Source organism: Aciditerrimonas ferrireducens (assembly GCF_023130475.1).
Classification (GTDB): Bacteria; Actinomycetota; Acidimicrobiia; order Acidimicrobiales; family UBA8190; genus Aciditerrimonas; species Aciditerrimonas ferrireducens.
In genome coordinates, this window is record NZ_JAKHEX010000001.1 from 161064 (window position 1) to 176048 (window position 14985).

A 14985-nucleotide genomic window follows, 5' to 3' on the forward strand; every position below is an offset into this window, starting at 1 on the left:
GCGGAGGAGGTGGGATTCGAACCCACGGTCCCTTGCAGGACACACGATTTCCAATCGTGCCGATTCGGCCGCTCTCGCACTCCTCCAGCCGACCGCCCTCCCTGGGGCGACGGCGGCGCCCCCGGAGGCTATCGTTTCCTAGACGTACCGGTGCTCGGCGCGGCGGCTGGGTCCTGCGCAACGGGCGCCCGTGAACCGAGTCAGGGCCGGAAGGCAGCAGCTCTCAGCGGGTCCGCTCGTGTGCCGTAGCCAACCTGGCCGCCGCGCCGAGCACCGGTCGTTCCCCGGTCCCACTGCCGGGTCCGCCCGCCGACCCGGTGCGCGGTCCGGCAGGCAGGCGCGTGGGCGGCCGCAGGACCCGGGGAGGGGTCGCCGGTAGGCTCCGGCGCGGTGGCTCCTTCCCCTGCTTCCCCCGAGACGAGCGCTGCTGACGGGCCGGGACGCGCCGGCGACGAGGAGAACTCGGCGCTCGGCCAGGCCCTCTACCGGCGGTTCCGGCCCCAGCGCTTCGCCGAGCTGGTCGGGCAGGACCACGTGCGCCAGGCCCTCCAGAACGCGGTGCGCCGTGGCCAGGTGGGCCACGCGTACCTCTTCAGCGGCCCCCGGGGAACGGGGAAGACCTCGACGGCCCGGATCCTGGCGAAGGCCCTGAACTGCCAGGACCCCGCCGACGGCGAGCCCTGCGGACGCTGCCAGTCCTGCCGGGAGATCGCCGCCGGCACCTCCCTGGACGTCTTCGAGCTGGACGCCGCCTCGCACAACGGCGTGGAGGCCATGCGGGAGCTGGTGGCCCGGGCAGCGCTCGGGACCCCCGGGCGGACGAAGGTCTACATCGTGGACGAGGTCCACATGCTCTCCACCGCAGCGGCCAACGCCCTGCTGAAGACCTTGGAGGAGCCGCCGGCCCACGTGGTCTTCGTGCTGGCCACCACCGACCCTCAAAAGGTCCCGGCCACGGTGCGGAGCCGCACCCAGCACTTCGCCTTCCGCCTCCTGCCCCCCGAGCTGCTCACCCGGCTCCTCCAGGAGGTGCGGGAACGGGCCGGGCTGCCGGTGCCCGACGAACTGCTGGAGGCCGCGGTCCGCCGGGGGCACGGTTCGGCCCGGGACAGCCTCTCGGCCCTCGACCAGCTGGCTGCCGGGGGCGAGGCTGCGGAGGAGGGATCGGCCCTCGTCGGGGCGGTGCTGGGCGCACTGGCCGCCTGCGACGGCCCGGGCGGCCTGCGGGCCCTCGGACAGGCCCTCGCCCTGGGTCTGGACCCCGAGCGACTGGCCGGCGAGCTGGTGGAGCGGGGCCGACAGGTGTTCCTCGCCACGGTGGCCCCCGAGCTGCTGGAGGTCACGGGGGCCGAGCGGGAGGCGGTGCTGGGCTGGGCCAGCGCCCTCGGCCCGGCCCGGGCCGTCCAGCTGCTCGAGGGGCTGGGGCGGGCCCTGGTGGCCATGCGGGACGCCCCCGACCCCCGGGCCCACCTCGAGGTGACCCTCCTGCGCCTGGCGGCGGGACCCGGCCCAGTGGAGACTGCCCAGGGACCCGGCGCACCGGCCGGGGAGACGCTCGGTGCCCTCGCAGCGCGCCTGGAGCGGCTCGAGGCGGCAGTGGCTCGCCTCGAAGCAGCCCTGGCAGGCGGGGCCGGACCCGGCGCCCCCGAGACGCCCCCTTCGCCGGCGGTCACCCGGCCGCTCGCCACGGGCAGCCCGCCCACCTCGGAGGCCCGGGCCGAGCCGGAGGCCGGCGGGCCGCCGAGTGGACCGGCGCTGGCCCGTCGGACCCTCGGGGCCGTGCGCCGCCAGCAGGCCGCGGCGCTGGCCCCGACCCAGACCCCCGAGGGGCCGACGAGCGGCGCCCCGCCGGGGAGCCCCGGTGGAGGGAGCCCCGGTGGCGAGGGACCCGATGGCGGGGGACCCGGGGTTGGCCCCGCGGGGATGGCGGCCAGCACCGCCGCGGGGGCCAGTTCGCTGCCCAGCCGGGAGGAGCTCACCCGGGCGTGGGGAGACGGCCTGCTGCAGTCGCTGCCGCCCCGGCCCCGGGCCCGGTTCCGGGTGGGGCGGTTCCTGGCCGTCGAGGGGGACACGGCGGTCTTCGCCCTGCCGAACGCCACCCACCTGGGGTACTGCGAGGAGGTGCGGCGGGAGGTCGAGGCGCACCTGGCGGCCCACTTCGGCCGGCCGGTGCCCCTGCGGCTGGTGGTGGACGACGACCCGGTGCCCGGGACGGGGGCTGAGCCCCGCTCGCCGGGCAGCGGCTCAGGTGCCCCCGAGCGCGCCGTGCCAGGCCCGGGGAGCGGCGGCGCCAGTGGCGGTCCGGCGGCGCCGACCGGGGCAACCGGGGCGGAAGAGGACGAGGACGCCTTGTTGGACCGGGCCGCCCTCGAGGACGAGACCCGGCCGGCAGGCCCCCCCCAGGACGCGGTCGGCATCTTGAAGGCCACCTTCCCGGGCAGTGAGGAGGAGACCCGGTGCTGACGGCCTCCCTGCAGGCCCTGGTGGACGAGCTGGGTCGGCTGCCCGGCATCGGCCCGAAGTCGGCCCAGCGCATCGCCTTCCACCTCCTTCGCGGCGCCCCCGAGGACGCTCGCCGGCTCGCCCAGGCCATCGTGGCGATGACGGAGCGGACAACCCTGTGCAGCCGCTGCGGCAACATCGCCGAAGGGGAGCTCTGCCGGATCTGCACCGACCCCCAGCGCGAACCGGGGGTGCTCTGCGTGGTCGAGGATCCCCGGGACGTCGTGGCGGTGGAACGGACCCGGGAGTTCCGGGGCCGGTACCACGTCCTGCACGGAGCGCTGAACCCGCTGGACGGGGTGGGGCCCGAGCAGCTCAAGGTGAAAGAGCTCCTGGCCCGGATCGAGCCCGAAGGCGTCCGGGAGGTGATCGTCTGCACGAACCCGAACCTGGAGGGGGAGGCCACCGCCCTCTACCTGGCCCGCCTGCTGCGACCCCTCGGGGTGACGGTCAGCCGGATCGCCAGCGGCCTCCCGGTCGGCGGCGACCTGGAGTACGCGGACGAACTGACCCTCGGGCGGGCCCTGGAGGGTCGCCGGCCGCTCGAACCCTAGGTTGGCAAGGGGCACGACATGAGCCGGCCCGGTGGCGGCAGGGTCGGGGGGCGACCCCTGCCGACACCGGGCCCGGCGACGGGGCGGCCCACAGTCCCCGGGCCGCTCACCGAGCAGAACGTGGCAGTGGCCCGGTCCTTGCGGTCCACTCGGGAACTTCTCGCCCGGCGCCCCTTCGGACCGGGCCGATCGGCCTCAGGCCAGGCTCCGAAGCAGCATGGCGTCGCCCTGTCCGCCACCCCCGCAGAGGGCCGCGGCCCCAAGGCCCCCGCCCCGGCGGCGCAGCTCGTGGAGCAGGGTGAGGGCCAGGCGGGCGCCGGACATGCCGATGGGGTGGCCGAGGGCGATGGCCCCCCCGTTGACGTTCACGACGTCCTCGCTGATGCCGAGCCGGTCCGCCGAGGCCAGGCCGACCACGGCGAAGGCCTCGTTGATCTCGAAGAGGTCGACCTGGTTGACCGCCAGGCCGGCCTTGCCGAGGGCCTGCTCGATGGCGGCCGCCGGCTGGTAGAGCAGGGAGGCGTCGGGCCCGGCCACCTGGCCGTAGGCCACGACCTCGCCGAGGGGCGTGCGGCCGAGCTGCTCGGCCACGGCCCTGCTGGCCACCACGACCGCGGCGGCGCCGTCGGAGATCTGGCTGGCGTTGCCGGCGGTGATGGTGCCGTCCTTGGCGAACGCCGGTTTCAGGGCGGCGAGGGACTCGACGGTCGTGCCCGGCCGGACCCCCTCGTCGGTGTCCACCACCACCGGGTCGCCCTTGCGCTGGGGGACGCTGACCGGCACGATCTCCTCGGCCAGCCGACCAGCCTTGATGGCAGCCGCGGCCCGTTCGTGGGACAGGGCGGCGAAGGCGTCCTGGCGCTCCCGGGAGATGCCAGCCTGCCGGTTGTACTGGTCGGTGCCCAGGCCCATGGCGCAGTGGTCGAACTGGCAGTACAGGCCGTCGTACATCATGGCGTCGACCACCGTGGCGTCCCCCATGCGGTACCCGGCGCGGGCGCCAGGCAGGAGGTAGGGGGCCTGGGTCATGGACTCCATGCCGCCGGCCACCACGACGTCGGCCTCACCGGCTTGGATCAGGAGGTCGGCGAGGTAGATGGCGTTGAGGCCCGAGAGGCAGACCTTGTTGACCGTCGTGGCCGGCACGTCCATGGGCACGCCGGCCTTCGTGGCTGCCTGCCGGGCCGTGATCTGGCCCTGGCCGGCCTGGAGGACCTGGCCCATGAAGACGTAGCGGACCCGGTCGGGGGCCACGCCGGCCCGCTCGAGGGCGGCGGCGATGGCCATGCCGCCGAGGTCCATGGCGGAGAAGCCAGCGAGGGCGCCGGAGAGCTTCCCGATGGGGGTGCGGGCACCGGCGAGGATGACGGATCCAGGCATGTTGACCTCCGGGGTTCGGCCGCCGAGGGCCCGGCGGCGGACCAGGCCCGCCCGGGCCCTGCTGGCCGGCGGCGGTGCCGGCCCGATTGTAGGCAGGCAGCCCCGTCGAGGGCGGCGAGGCCCCTGGGGTATGGTGCGCCCCCATGGAACAGATCCGCGACGCCATCCTGGCGGGGGCCAGCGGGGAGGAGTTGGGCGCCCTGCCCTTGCCGGAGTCCTACCGGGCCGCCTTCGTCCTGCGGGAGGAGGCGACCATGTTCGAGGGCCAGGCCAGCGAGGAGAAGGACCCCCGCAAGTCCCTGCACGTGGGCGAGGTGGCCCTGCCGGAGCTGGCCCCCGACGAGGCCTACGTGGCGGTCATGGCCGGGGCCATCAACTTCAACACGGTCTGGACGTCCATCTTCGAGCCCCTGCCGACCTTCGGGTTCCTGGACCGGCTGGGCAAGGAGAGCCGCTGGGGGGCCCGCCACGCCCTGCCGTACCACGTCGTGGGGTCGGACGCCTCGGGGGTCGTGCTCCGGGTGGGCTCGGCGGTGCGGAACTGGAAGCCCGGGGACCGGGTGGTCATCCACTGCAACTACGTCGACGACCAGGACCCCACGGCGCACGACGACTCCATGCTGGCCGCGAACCAGAAGATCTGGGGCTTCGAGACGAACTTCGGGGGCCTGGCCGACCTGACCCTGGTGAAGGCCAACCAGCTGATGCCCAAGCCTGCCCACCTGACCTGGGAGGAGGCGGCCATCAACGCCCTGTGCAACTCGACCGCCTACCGCATGCTGGTCTCGCCGAACGGGGCCCGGATGACCCAGGGCGACCGGGTGCTGGTCTGGGGGGCCACCGGAGGCCTGGGCAGCTACGCCGTCCAGCACGTGCTGAACGGCGGGGGCATCCCCATCGGGGTGGTCTCCTCGCCCGAGAAAGCCGAGCTCCTGCGGGACCTGGGGGTCGAGGCGGTCATCGACCGGCGGGCCAAGGGCTACCGGTTCTGGAAGGACGAGCACACCCAGGACGAGTCGGAGTGGCGGCGCCTGGGCAAGGACATCCGGGCCCTGGTGGGCGAGGACCCCGACATCGTCTTCGAGCACCCTGGCCGCCAGACGATGGGGGCCTCGGTGTTCGTCTGCAAGCGGGGCGGCACGGTGGTGACCTGCGCTGCGACCTCGGGCTACATGATCGAGTACGACAACCGGCATCTTTGGATGCGGCTGAAGACCATCAAGGGGTCCCACTTCGCGAACTACCGGGAGGCCTGGGACGCCAACCGGCTGATCTGCGACGGCAAGGTGCTGCCCCCGTTGTCGGCCGTCTACCCCTTGGAGCAGGTCGGCGAGGCCGCCTACCAGGTCCACCACAACCTCCACGAGGGCAAGATCGGAGTGCTCTGCCTGGCTCCCGAGGAGGGCCTGGGGGTGGAGGACCCCGAGCTGCGGGCCAAGGTGGGCGAGGACCGGATCACCCTCTTCCGGCGTCACGGCGCCTGAGCGACGCGATCGGGGCCAGGAAAGCCAGGAAGGGAGGACCGGTGGGAGCCGAGGGGACGTCCGGCGGGGGGATTTTGACCGAGATCGACCACGTGGCCATCGCCGTGGCCGACCTGGACGCCGCCGTGGCGTGGTACGAGCGGGCTTTCGGGGCCCAGGTGGTGCACCGGGAGCGGGTGGAGAGCGACGGGGTGGAGGAAGCCCTGCTCGCCGTGGCCGACTCCTTCGTGCAGCTCCTCACCCCGACCCGGGAGGACTCGCCGGTGGCGAAGTTCCTCGCCAGCCGGGGCGAGGGGCTGCACCACGTCGGCTACCGGGTGGCCGACTGCGCCGCCGCCCTCCAGGCGGTGAAGGACAGCGGGGGCCGGGTCATCGACGAGCAGCCACGGCCAGGGAGCCGGGGCACGACGGTGGCCTTCGTGCACCCGAAGGCCGCCTTCGGCACCCTGATCGAGCTCGTCCAGGAGTAGCCGGCCGACGGCCCCGGGCCGGGTCGAAGCGGCCCCGGCCCGGCGGCCTCGCCCCTACGCCCGTCCCTGGTCGGGAGCCGGGCCGGCGATCGACGGCGTGAGCGGGTAGCAGCGGCCGTCGTGGAGGCGGACCGGGTGGGTGGCCCGGGAGGCCAGGGCCTCGTCGGCGGTGACCAGCAGGACCGCCAGGCCCTCCTGGGCGAGCTCCCCGAGCAGCTCGAGGATCTGGTCGGCCTCGAGGGGCGTGAGGCCTGCCGTGGGCTCGTCGAGGAGCAGCACCCGGGGGGCGGTGGCCAGGGCCCGGCCGATCTCGAGGAGGCGGCTGATGGCGGGGGGCAGCTGGTCGGAGCGCTCCCGGGCCCAGGCCCGAAGGCCGGTGCGGGCGAGGACCTCGTCGGTGACCTTGCGACTGTTCGACCCGTCCTTGGCCCAGCGGCGGCGCAGCTCGGCGGCCACCAGGACGTTCTCCCGGACGGTCAGGCCGTCGAAGGCCTCGGGCCGCTGGAAGGTCCGGGCGATGCCGAGCCGGACCCGGCGGTGGGGAGCCAGGGCGGTGATCTCCTGGTCGTCGAGCCAGACCTGGCCGGCCTGGACCTTCTGCAGCCCGGTCGCCACGTTGAAGAGGGTCGTCTTGCCGGCACCCGGCGGCCCGACCAGGCTGGTGAGGGCCCCGGCCGGCACGTCCAGGTCGGCGCCCTGGAGGACCCAGCGACTGCCGAAGCGGACCTCCACCTTGCGCACCTCAAGTCGAGCCACCACGAGCCTCCTCTGGTCGCTCCGGCCGTCGGGCTCGCCTCGGCCGGCTGGTCCTCCTCACCGCCCTGCGCGGTGACCGTTGGAGGAACGCCGGCGGAGCCGAAACCTTTCGGCCTGCCTCCCCACGAACAGCATAACGCTGGACACCCAAAGTGGTGTGCAGGGTGGTTAGCGTGGTGAGACGGCTCGAGGACGGGGCAAGGGGCCAGGTGGGGCGGGGGAGCGGCCTTGGCTAGCCTTGGCGGCCATGGACCACCCGATGTCCCAGCGCCTCGCCGAGCTGCGGGCCCGCAAGGAGGAGGCCCTGCACGCTGGTTCCCCCAAGGCGGTCGAACGGCAGCACGCCCAGGGGAAGATGACCGCCCGGGAGCGGATCGAGTACCTGCTCGACGAGGGTTCCTTCCAGGAGCTCGACATGCTGGCCCGGCACCGGGCCCACGGCATGGGCCTCGACGACCGCCGCCCCTACACGGACGGGGTGATCACCGGGTTCGGGACCATCGACGGCCGGCGGGTCTGCGTGTTCAGTCAGGACTTCACGGTCTTCGGCGGGGCGCTCGGGGAGGTGTTCGCCGAGAAGATCCACAAGGTCATGGACCTGGCGTCCTCTCTCGGGGTGCCCATGATCGGGCTGAACGACGGGGCGGGCGCCCGGATCCAAGAGGGCGTGGTCTCCCTGCACTCCTACGGCGGCATCTTCTACCGCAACGTCCAGGCCTCCGGCGTCATCCCTCAGATCAGCGTGATCCTCGGGCCCTGCGCCGGCGGCGCGGTCTACTCCCCGGCCATCACGGACTTCATCTTCATGGTCCAGGGGACCAGCCACATGTTCATCACCGGGCCGGACGTGGTGAAGACGGTGACCGGCGAGGAGGTCACCTTGGAGGAGCTGGGCGGGGCCATGACCCACGCCACGAAGTCCGGGGTGGCCACCTTCGTGGCCCCCGACGAGAAGAGCTGCCTGGACGACGTGCGCCTGCTGCTCTCCTACCTGCCGTCGAACAACCTCGAGGAGCCGCCGGTGGTGCCGTGTGGGGACGATCCCGAGCGGGCCACGCCGGAGCTGGTGGAGCTCATGCCGGCCTCCCCGACCCAGCCCTACGACATGAAGAAGGTCATCGAGGCGGTGGTCGACGACGGGGAGTACCTGGAGGTCCAGCCCCACTGGGCGATGAGCATCACCTGCGGCTTCGCCCGGATCGACGGCCGGGTCGTCGGGGTGGTCGGCAACCAGCCGGCGGTGCTGGCCGGGGTGCTGGACATCGACAGCTCCGAGAAGGCCGCCCGCTTCGTGCGGACCTGCGACGCGTTCAACATCCCCCTCGTGACCTTCGTGGACGTGCCCGGCTTCATGCCCGGCACGGACCAGGAGTACGGGGGGATCATCCGGCACGGGGCCAAGCTGCTCTACGCCTTCTGCGAGGCCACGGTGCCCCGGGTGCAGGTGGTGACCCGGAAGGCCTACGGCGGGGCCTACGTGGTCATGAACTCGAAGTCCATCGGGGCCGACCTGGCCTACGCCTGGCCCTCGGCCGAGCTGGCCGTCATGGGCCCCCAAGGCGCCGTCGAGATCCTCTACCGCCGGGAGCTGGCCGAGGCGGCCGACCCCGAGGCCCGGCGGGCCGAGCTGGTGGAGGACTACACCGAGCGTTACGCCAACCCCTACGTGGCTGCCGAGCGGGGCTACGTGGACGACGTCATCGACCCGGCCGACACCCGGCGGGTCCTGGTCCGGAGCCTCCGGATGCTGGCCTCCAAGCGGGAGGAGCTGCCGAGGCGCAAGCACGGGAACGTGCCGCTGTGAGCCCGCCCGGCGCCGCTCCGAGGGGCGACCCCCACCTGGTGCCCGAGCCGAGCGCCGAGGAGGTGGCCGCCATGGTGGCCGCGGCGGTCGAGGCCCTCCTCGGGGCCGCCGGCCCGGCCGCAGGGATCCGCCTCGGGCAGCAGCCCAGCCACGTGGTCTGGCGTTTCAGTGGGCGCTGGTGGGCGAGGCCGACGGTGGCCCGCCGGGACCGCCCCTGGACGGCGGGCTGAGGGGTCGGCGAGCAGCGGAGACGCTGGGCCGCCGGGGGACGACAGAGGGGAGGGGCCTGATGAACGAGACAACTGGTCCGCTCGGGATCCGGGGGGTCAACCACCTGGCTCTGGTCTGCGCCGACATGGCCCGAACGGTCGACTTCTACCAGGGCGTGTTGGGGCTGCCGCTGGTGAAGACCATCGAGCTGCCAGGAGGGGCCGGGCAGCACTTCTTCTTCGATCTCGGCAACGGGGACAGCCTGGCCTTCTTCTGGTTCCCCGACGCGCCAGGGCCCGCCCCCGGGGTGGCCGCCCCCCGGGCCTTACCGGGCCTCGGGGACCTGCGCAGTGCGGTGGCCTCCATGAACCACCTGGCCTTCCACGTGGCCCCGGAGCAGCTCGACGAGGCGGCCCGCCGGCTGCGCCGGGCGGGGATCGAGGTCCTCGGGCCGGTGAACCACGACGACTCCGAGGCCGGGTGGTCCTTGGAGCTGCACCCCGGGGTCTTCATGCGCTCCGTCTACTTCTTCGACCCTGACGGCATCTGCCTGGAACTGGCCGCCTGGCTGCGCCGCCCGGGCCCGCAGGACGTCCGGCACGAGCCCCACCGGGGCTCGGCCGTCCCAGCCACCTGACCTCGCGGGCCTGGCCCGCGGGCGCGCAGGCACGTCAGAGGGGGAAGCGGGCCTCCAGCCAGGCCACGAGGCGGTCGGCGAGCTGCTCTCGGGCATCGGCCGGCTGGCGGAAGTAGTGGTCGCCGGGGAGCACCTGGTACTCCTTGTCGGCGCTGCCCAGGAGCTCGGTGAAGCGGCGGACGTCGCTCGGGAACACCCCGGTGTCGGCGTCCGCCTCGACCACGAGGCTGGGCACGCCCACGTAGGGCAGGACCCGGTCCGCCCGCAGGGGCGAGGTCTGGAGGCTCCACTGGGAGAGCCAGCTGCGCAGGGTCGAGCAGGCGGCCAGCCCGAACGCCGAGCGGTTGGCCCGGCGGGGGTCGCCGGCGAGGCAGGCCGGGACCGGTCGGTTCGAGGGGTCGAGGCTGGCGTCGACCATGCGGGGGTCGGCCCAGGTGCGGGGCACGAGGAAGAGCCGCTCGCCCTCGCCTCGGGCCCGTCGCCGGTCCCGCTCGGCGGTGACCCAGGCGGTGATGCGCCGGTTCCGGGCCTCCTGGGCGGCCCGATAGCGGGCGAGGAAGGCCGGGTCGAAGGGCGGCTGGCGGCCCTCGGCCCACAGGTCAAGGGCCGGGTCGGTGCTCGAGGGGTCGGTCTCGTCGGTCACCGAGGGATCGAGCCAGGCGGTGAGGACGTCGGGTCGCCCGAGGTGGGCGGCGACGGCCACGAAGGCCACCCCCGGGGGCAGGGCGTCGAGCCCCGGGGCGAACGGCCGGTCGTCGACCGGGGCCAGGATGCCGGCGGTGGCCTGTGCCTGGTACGCGGCGAGGAAGGTGCCGCCGCCGGAGTTGCCGAGCAGGACCACCCCCTCGACCCGGGCCTCCTCCAGCAGCCAGCGGACCCCGGCCGCCACGTCCAGCAGGGCGTGATCGACCAGCAGGGTGCTGTCGTTCCCCCGGTAGCGGGTGTTCCAGCCGAGGAACCCGAGGCCCCGGGCGGCGAGGAGGGGCCCGAGGTAGTGCTCCGAGAAGTCCACGCTCGGGTGGCAGGCGAGCACGCCGAACCGGGGACGCCGACCGCTCGGGGCGAGGTAGCTGCCTTGACAGGGGTGGCCGCCGGGGCCGCTGCGCTCAGCGGTGCCCGAAGGGAGGGCGACGAAGCGCTGCTCGAGCCGACCGGTCATCGGCCGGGCCCTGTCCCCTCAACCGCAGGTCGTGACCTGGACGCCGGGTTCGCCGATGGGCTTGTAGGGTCCGGGGCTCGGTCGGCCAGCGAAGCGGTCGGCCATCCAGTGGACGATGTCGGGCAGGGCGACGGGGATGACGCCCGCGTGGCTCTGACCCGGGTAGACCCAGCGCTTCAAGTCCTGGCCCTCGCTGCAGAGATGCTGGGCGAGCAGCTGGGTGGAGACCACCGGGATCTGGTGGTCGTCCCCGCCTTGGTAGATGAGCAGGGGAACACCGTTCGCGGGCAGGGTGGCCGGGTCGTTCTCCTCGATGACCTTCCGCCAGTTCGGCAGGTCGAAGGGGTTCACCTTCACCAGCTGCTGCAACGTGTAGTGGTCGAGGTGAGACTGGAGGTAGTTGTAGCAGCCTTGGCGAAGGAGGGGCAGGAGGCTGCGGGCCTGGCTGTCGAGGACCTCCGAGAGGGGCGCGGCCGAGCCGTAGGCCTCGTGGAAGCCGGCGGCGGCCATGAAGAGGTAGAAGCGGTAGGGACTGGTCTTCAAGAAGTCGTAGATGTACCGGAACTGCGAGGGCGGAGCGCCGGCCACGGTGCCGACCAGATGGAGGCTCGGCGCGTAGCTGGCGGCGATGTGCCAGGCGAACATGGCGGTCTGCCCGCCCTCGGAGTGGCCCCAGACGAGGTAGTCGTTGCTCAGGCGGATCGGCAGCTCGTGGGCCGCCCGGACGATGTCGATGGTGTTGCGGGCCGCCAGGTTGCCGACGAGGTAGGCGAGGAGGCCCGGCGGGGTGCCCTCACCCTGGTAGTCGCTGGCGGTCACCACCCAGTCGTGGGCCAGGAGTTCGTTGATGCCCGGGACGGCGCTGGCCGGGTCGAGGGAAGGCGCGCAGGCGTTCGTCATGCCATTGGTGCCATGCGCCCAGCTGACCACGTCGTAGCCGCCCTTGGGCGGTGCCGAGGGGGGCACGAAGACCAGGCCGGTCACCGCCACCGGCTCGTTCTGCTCGTTGGTCGAGACGTACATGACACGGTAGGTGGTGCCGAGGACCTGGGGATCGGAGACCACCTCGTACTTGAGCAGGGTGCCGGGCGCATAGTTCGCGAGGTTGCCCGGGACGGTATAGAAGGTCGGGAGGCCTGGCGGGGCCGCCTTCGCCGGGATCATGGGGCTCTGGGAGCTGCAGGCCGCTGCGGTGATGGCCACGCCCAGCACCACGGCGGCCAGGCGGAGCTTGGTCCCCCACTTGCCCATGCGGCCCTCCTCCCGGTCGAGCACCCTGCCAGAGACGATGGCCCGCACCCTAGCCAAGGGCACCCCAGACCTCGCCAGTCGGTCGGCCCTCGACGAAGGGCACCACCTGGGCGGTGCCGTCAGGCTGGCCGACGACCAGGGTGCTGGTGAGCGCCGGGGGGAACAGGCCGTGCTCGACCACCCCGGGGATGGCCTCCAGGGCGGCGGCCAGGCCGGCGGGGTCGGAGAGCTCGACGTGGAGGTCGCAGATGACCCCGCCCTGGGGGCTGAGCGCCCCAGCTCGGCGCTCCACCCGGCCGAGGCGCCCGACGGCCCGGCGGACGGCCGCGAAGCCGAAGGCGCTGAGCTCCAGGGGCAGGGGCGGGTGGAGGGCGGCGACGAGCTTGTCCGGGGAGACCATGACCACGAAGCGCTCGGCGGCCGCCGCGACGATCTTCTCCCGGGTGTGGGCCCCCCCACCGCCTTTCACGAGCCAGCCGTCGGGGGCGACCTGGTCGGCCCCGTCGACGGCCAGGTCCAGGTGGTCGATCTCGTCGAAGGACACGACCCGCAGGCCGAGGGCGGTCGCGGCCTCGGCGGTGGCCGGCGAGGTGGCCACGCAGGTGCAGTCGAGCTGCCGGCGGGCCAGGGCCGGGAGGAAGAAGCCGACGGTGGAGCCGGTGCCGAGGCCGAGCAGGCAGCCCTTGGGAACCAGGGCGGCGGCGGTCTCGGCCGCTGCCCGCTTGGCCGGGCCCTCGGGGTCCGAGGAGCCGGGGTTCGCAACCGAGGCAGCCGAGGGCACGATCAGACCTGGGCTCGGCGGTGCGCCTCGGCCAGCTCGGCGAGGTCGCTCATGATGCGGGCCAGGGCGAAGTCCTTCGGGGTGTAGACGGCGGCCACCCCGGCGGCCCGGAGGGCCTCGGCGTCCTCGGGGGGCACGATGCCCCCGACCACCACCGGGGCGTCGACCCCAGCGGCCCGCAGACCCTCGAGGATCTGGGGCACGAGCTGGAGGTGGCTGCCCGAGAGGATCGAGAGGCCGACGACGTCGACGTCCTCCTCGACCGCCGCGCTGACCACCTGCTCAGGGGTCAGGCGGATGCCCTGGTAGACCACCTCGAAGCCGGCGTCCCGGGCAGCCACCGCGATCTGCTCGGCCCCGTTGGAGTGGCCGTCGAGCCCGGGCTTGGCCACGAGCAGGCGGGGCGGCCCGCCGGTCCGCTCGGCCAGGGCCTGGACCCGCTGGCGGGCCTCGGCCAGCTCCTCGCCCCGGTGGCCCACGCCACCGGCCACCCCGGTCGGCGCTCGGTACTCGCCGAAGACCTCCCGCAGGGCGTTGGCCCACTCGCCGGTCGTGCCCCCGGCGTGGGCCAGGGCGATGGTGGCCGGCATGATGTTGCTGCTCGGGTCCTCGGCTGCCCGCCGCAGGTCGTCGAGGGCCCGGCGGACCCCCGCCTGGTCCCGGTTGGCCCGCCAGCGGGCCACGTCCTCCTTCAGCTCGGCCTCGACGGCCGGGTCGACCTTCAAGATGGCCGGGCCGCCCTGGGCGGCGAGGAGGGGCGAGGGCTCGGTGGCGGTGAAGCAGTTCACCCCGACGACCGCCTGCTCGCCGGTCTCGATCCGCCGGACCCGCTCGGCCTGGCTGGCCACGAGCCGACGCTTGAGCTCCTCGACGGCCTCGAAGGCCCCGCCGAGGGCCAGGACCTCTTGGAGCTCGGCCCAGGCGGCCTCGGCCAGTTCGGCCGTCTTGGCCTCCACCACCTTGGAGCCGTCGAAGATGTCCTCGTACTCGAGGAGGTCGGTCTCGTAGGCGAGGACCTGCTGGATCCGCAGCGACCACTGCTGGTCCCAGGGCCGGGGCAGGCCGAGGGCCTCGTTCCAGGCCGGAAGCTGGATGGCCCGGGCCCGGGCACGCTTCGAGAGGGTCACCCCGAGGGTCTCGAGGACGATCCGCTGGACGTTGTTCTCGGGCTGGGCCTCGGTGAGGCCGAGGGAGTTCACCTGGACCCCGTAGCGGAAGCGCCGGAGCTTCTCGTCCTCGACCCCGTAGCGTTCCCGGCAGATGCGGTCCCAGAGCTGGCCGAAGGCCCGCATCTTGCAGGTCTCCTCGACGAAGCGGATCCCGGCGTTCACGAAGAAGGAGATCCGGCCGACCACCGCCGGCAGCTCCTCGGGCTCGACCTTGCCGGACTCCCGGACGGCGTCGAGCACCCCGATGGCGGTGGCCAGGGCGTAGGCCAGCTCCTGCACCGGGGTGGCCCCGGCCTCTTGGAGGTGGTAGCTGCAGACGTTGATCGGGTTCCACTTCGGGACCTGGCGGACCGTGTAGGCGATGGTGTCCACCGTGAGCCGCCGGCTGGGCTCGGGCGGGAAGATGTACGTCCCCCGGGACAGGTACTCCTTCACGATGTCGTTCTGGGTGGTGCCCTGGAGGACGGCCGGGTCCACCCCGGTCCGCTCGGCATGGGCCACGTAGAGGCCGAGGAGCCAGGCGGCCGTGGCGTTGATGGTCATGGAGGTGTTCATCTCGGCCACCGGGATGCCCTCCATGAGCTCGGCCATGTGGCCCAGGTGGGCCACGGGCACCCCGACCTTGCCCACCTCGCCAGCGGCTTCGGGGGCGTCAGGGTCGTAGCCGGTCTGGGTCGGGAGGTCGAAGGCGATGGACAGGCCGGTTTGGCCCTTGGCCAAGTTGCTCCGGTACAGGGCGTTGGAGGCCCTGGCCGTGGAGTGCCCCGAGTAGGTCCGCATCACCCAGGGACGGTCACGCTTGGCGCTGGTCACGGTCACCTCGTTTCT

13 protein-coding genes, 1 tRNA gene and 1 other RNA gene are annotated in these 14985 nt (G+C 73.5%); 8 read left to right on the forward strand and 7 right to left on the reverse strand.

All coding sequences use genetic code 11. From position 1 onward, the window contains the following. Position 1: 1 nt before the first annotated feature. Positions 2–86: transfer RNA gene (locus tag Acit_RS00760), tRNA-Ser, on the reverse strand. Between the two features lie 78 nt (positions 87–164). Between Acit_RS00760 and ffs the strand changes: the two genes are divergently transcribed. The 3 genes from ffs (at position 165) to recR (ending at position 3056) form a co-directional block, all read left to right on the forward strand. Next, positions 165–263: signal recognition particle sRNA small type (gene ffs / locus Acit_RS00765), an RNA gene on the forward strand. 127 nt (positions 264–390) lie between these two features. Next, positions 391–2463, forward strand: coding sequence for a DNA polymerase III subunit gamma/tau (dnaX, locus tag Acit_RS00770; protein WP_248105026.1), 2073 nt, complete (start codon positions 391–393; stop codon positions 2461–2463). Continuing rightward, complete coding sequence (gene recR, locus Acit_RS00775) at positions 2457–3056, forward strand: recombination mediator RecR (protein ID WP_248105027.1); 600 nt, start codon at positions 2457–2459, stop codon at positions 3054–3056. Before dnaX ends, recR begins: the two co-directional genes overlap by 7 nt. Before the next feature lie 195 nt (positions 3057–3251). Here the strand turns inward: recR and Acit_RS00780 are convergent, their stop codons facing one another. Beyond that, on the reverse strand, positions 3252–4436 hold the full coding sequence (locus Acit_RS00780) for an acetyl-CoA C-acetyltransferase (protein WP_248105028.1): 1185 nt from the start codon (positions 4434–4436) through the stop codon (positions 3252–3254). A gap of 143 nt (positions 4437–4579) precedes the next feature. On the opposite strand from Acit_RS00780, the gene ccrA reads away from it, so the two are divergent. Together ccrA and mce are read left to right on the forward strand one after the other, a co-directional pair. Further along, on the forward strand, positions 4580–5920 hold the full coding sequence (gene ccrA / locus Acit_RS00785; protein ID WP_248105029.1) for a crotonyl-CoA carboxylase/reductase: 1341 nt from the start codon (positions 4580–4582) through the stop codon (positions 5918–5920). 41 nt (positions 5921–5961) lie between these two features. Further along, positions 5962–6390 carry a methylmalonyl-CoA epimerase gene (mce, locus tag Acit_RS00790; protein ID WP_248105030.1) on the forward strand — a complete coding sequence of 143 codons (429 nt, stop codon included), beginning with the start codon at positions 5962–5964 and terminating at the stop codon, positions 6388–6390. A gap of 54 nt (positions 6391–6444) precedes the next feature. Here the strand turns inward: mce and Acit_RS00795 are convergent, their stop codons facing one another. Then, complete coding sequence (locus Acit_RS00795; protein ID WP_248105031.1) at positions 6445–7146, reverse strand: ABC transporter ATP-binding protein; 702 nt, start codon at positions 7144–7146, stop codon at positions 6445–6447. Between the two features lie 247 nt (positions 7147–7393). Here Acit_RS00795 and Acit_RS00800 point away from each other — a divergent pair, with 247 nt between their 5' ends. Genes Acit_RS00800 through Acit_RS00810 form a run of 3 tightly spaced genes read left to right on the forward strand, consistent with a single transcriptional unit; the run spans position 7394 to position 9797 of the window. After that, entirely contained in the window at positions 7394–8950 is a 1557-nt protein-coding gene (locus Acit_RS00800; protein ID WP_248105032.1) for an acyl-CoA carboxylase subunit beta, read from the forward strand. After that, on the forward strand, positions 8947–9180 hold the full coding sequence (locus tag Acit_RS00805; protein WP_248105033.1) for a hypothetical protein: 234 nt from the start codon (positions 8947–8949) through the stop codon (positions 9178–9180). Before Acit_RS00800 ends, Acit_RS00805 begins: the two co-directional genes overlap by 4 nt. Before the next feature lie 59 nt (positions 9181–9239). Continuing rightward, positions 9240–9797, forward strand: coding sequence for a VOC family protein (locus Acit_RS00810; RefSeq protein WP_248105034.1), 558 nt, complete (start codon positions 9240–9242; stop codon positions 9795–9797). A 34-nt stretch (positions 9798–9831) separates the two neighbouring features. On the opposite strand, the gene Acit_RS00815 is transcribed toward Acit_RS00810, so the two are convergent. Genes Acit_RS00815 through Acit_RS00830 form a run of 4 tightly spaced genes read right to left on the reverse strand, consistent with a single transcriptional unit; the run spans position 9832 to position 14937 of the window. Further along, positions 9832–10956, reverse strand: coding sequence for an alpha/beta hydrolase (locus tag Acit_RS00815; RefSeq protein WP_248105035.1), 1125 nt, complete (start codon positions 10954–10956; stop codon positions 9832–9834). Between the two features lie 18 nt (positions 10957–10974). Continuing rightward, on the reverse strand, positions 10975–12231 hold the full coding sequence (locus Acit_RS00820; protein WP_248105036.1) for a lipase family protein: 1257 nt from the start codon (positions 12229–12231) through the stop codon (positions 10975–10977). A gap of 25 nt (positions 12232–12256) precedes the next feature. Further along, complete coding sequence (gene rpiA, locus Acit_RS00825; protein ID WP_248105037.1) at positions 12257–12988, reverse strand: ribose-5-phosphate isomerase RpiA; 732 nt, start codon at positions 12986–12988, stop codon at positions 12257–12259. A 2-nt stretch (positions 12989–12990) separates the two neighbouring features. Continuing rightward, positions 12991–14937, reverse strand: a complete 1947-nt coding sequence (locus Acit_RS00830) for a methylmalonyl-CoA mutase family protein (RefSeq protein WP_376745991.1) — start codon at positions 14935–14937, stop codon at positions 12991–12993. Positions 14938–14985: the final 48 nt, after the last annotated feature.

Coding starts and splice junctions, on each gene's coding strand:
- ccrA (WP_248105029.1), top strand. CDS start 4,580: ATGGAACAGATCCGCGACGCCATCCTGGCGGGGGCCAGCGGGGAGGAG.
- Acit_RS00815 (WP_248105035.1), bottom strand. CDS start 10,956: ATGACCGGTCGGCTCGAGCAGCGCTTCGTCGCCCTCCCTTCGGGCACC.
- Acit_RS00810 (WP_248105034.1), top strand. CDS start 9,240: ATGAACGAGACAACTGGTCCGCTCGGGATCCGGGGGGTCAACCACCTG.
- Acit_RS00780 (WP_248105028.1), bottom strand. CDS start 4,436: ATGCCTGGATCCGTCATCCTCGCCGGTGCCCGCACCCCCATCGGGAAG.
- Acit_RS00830 (WP_376745991.1), bottom strand. CDS start 14,937: ATGCGGACCTACTCGGGGCACTCCACGGCCAGGGCCTCCAACGCCCTG.
- Acit_RS00800 (WP_248105032.1), top strand. CDS start 7,394: ATGGACCACCCGATGTCCCAGCGCCTCGCCGAGCTGCGGGCCCGCAAG.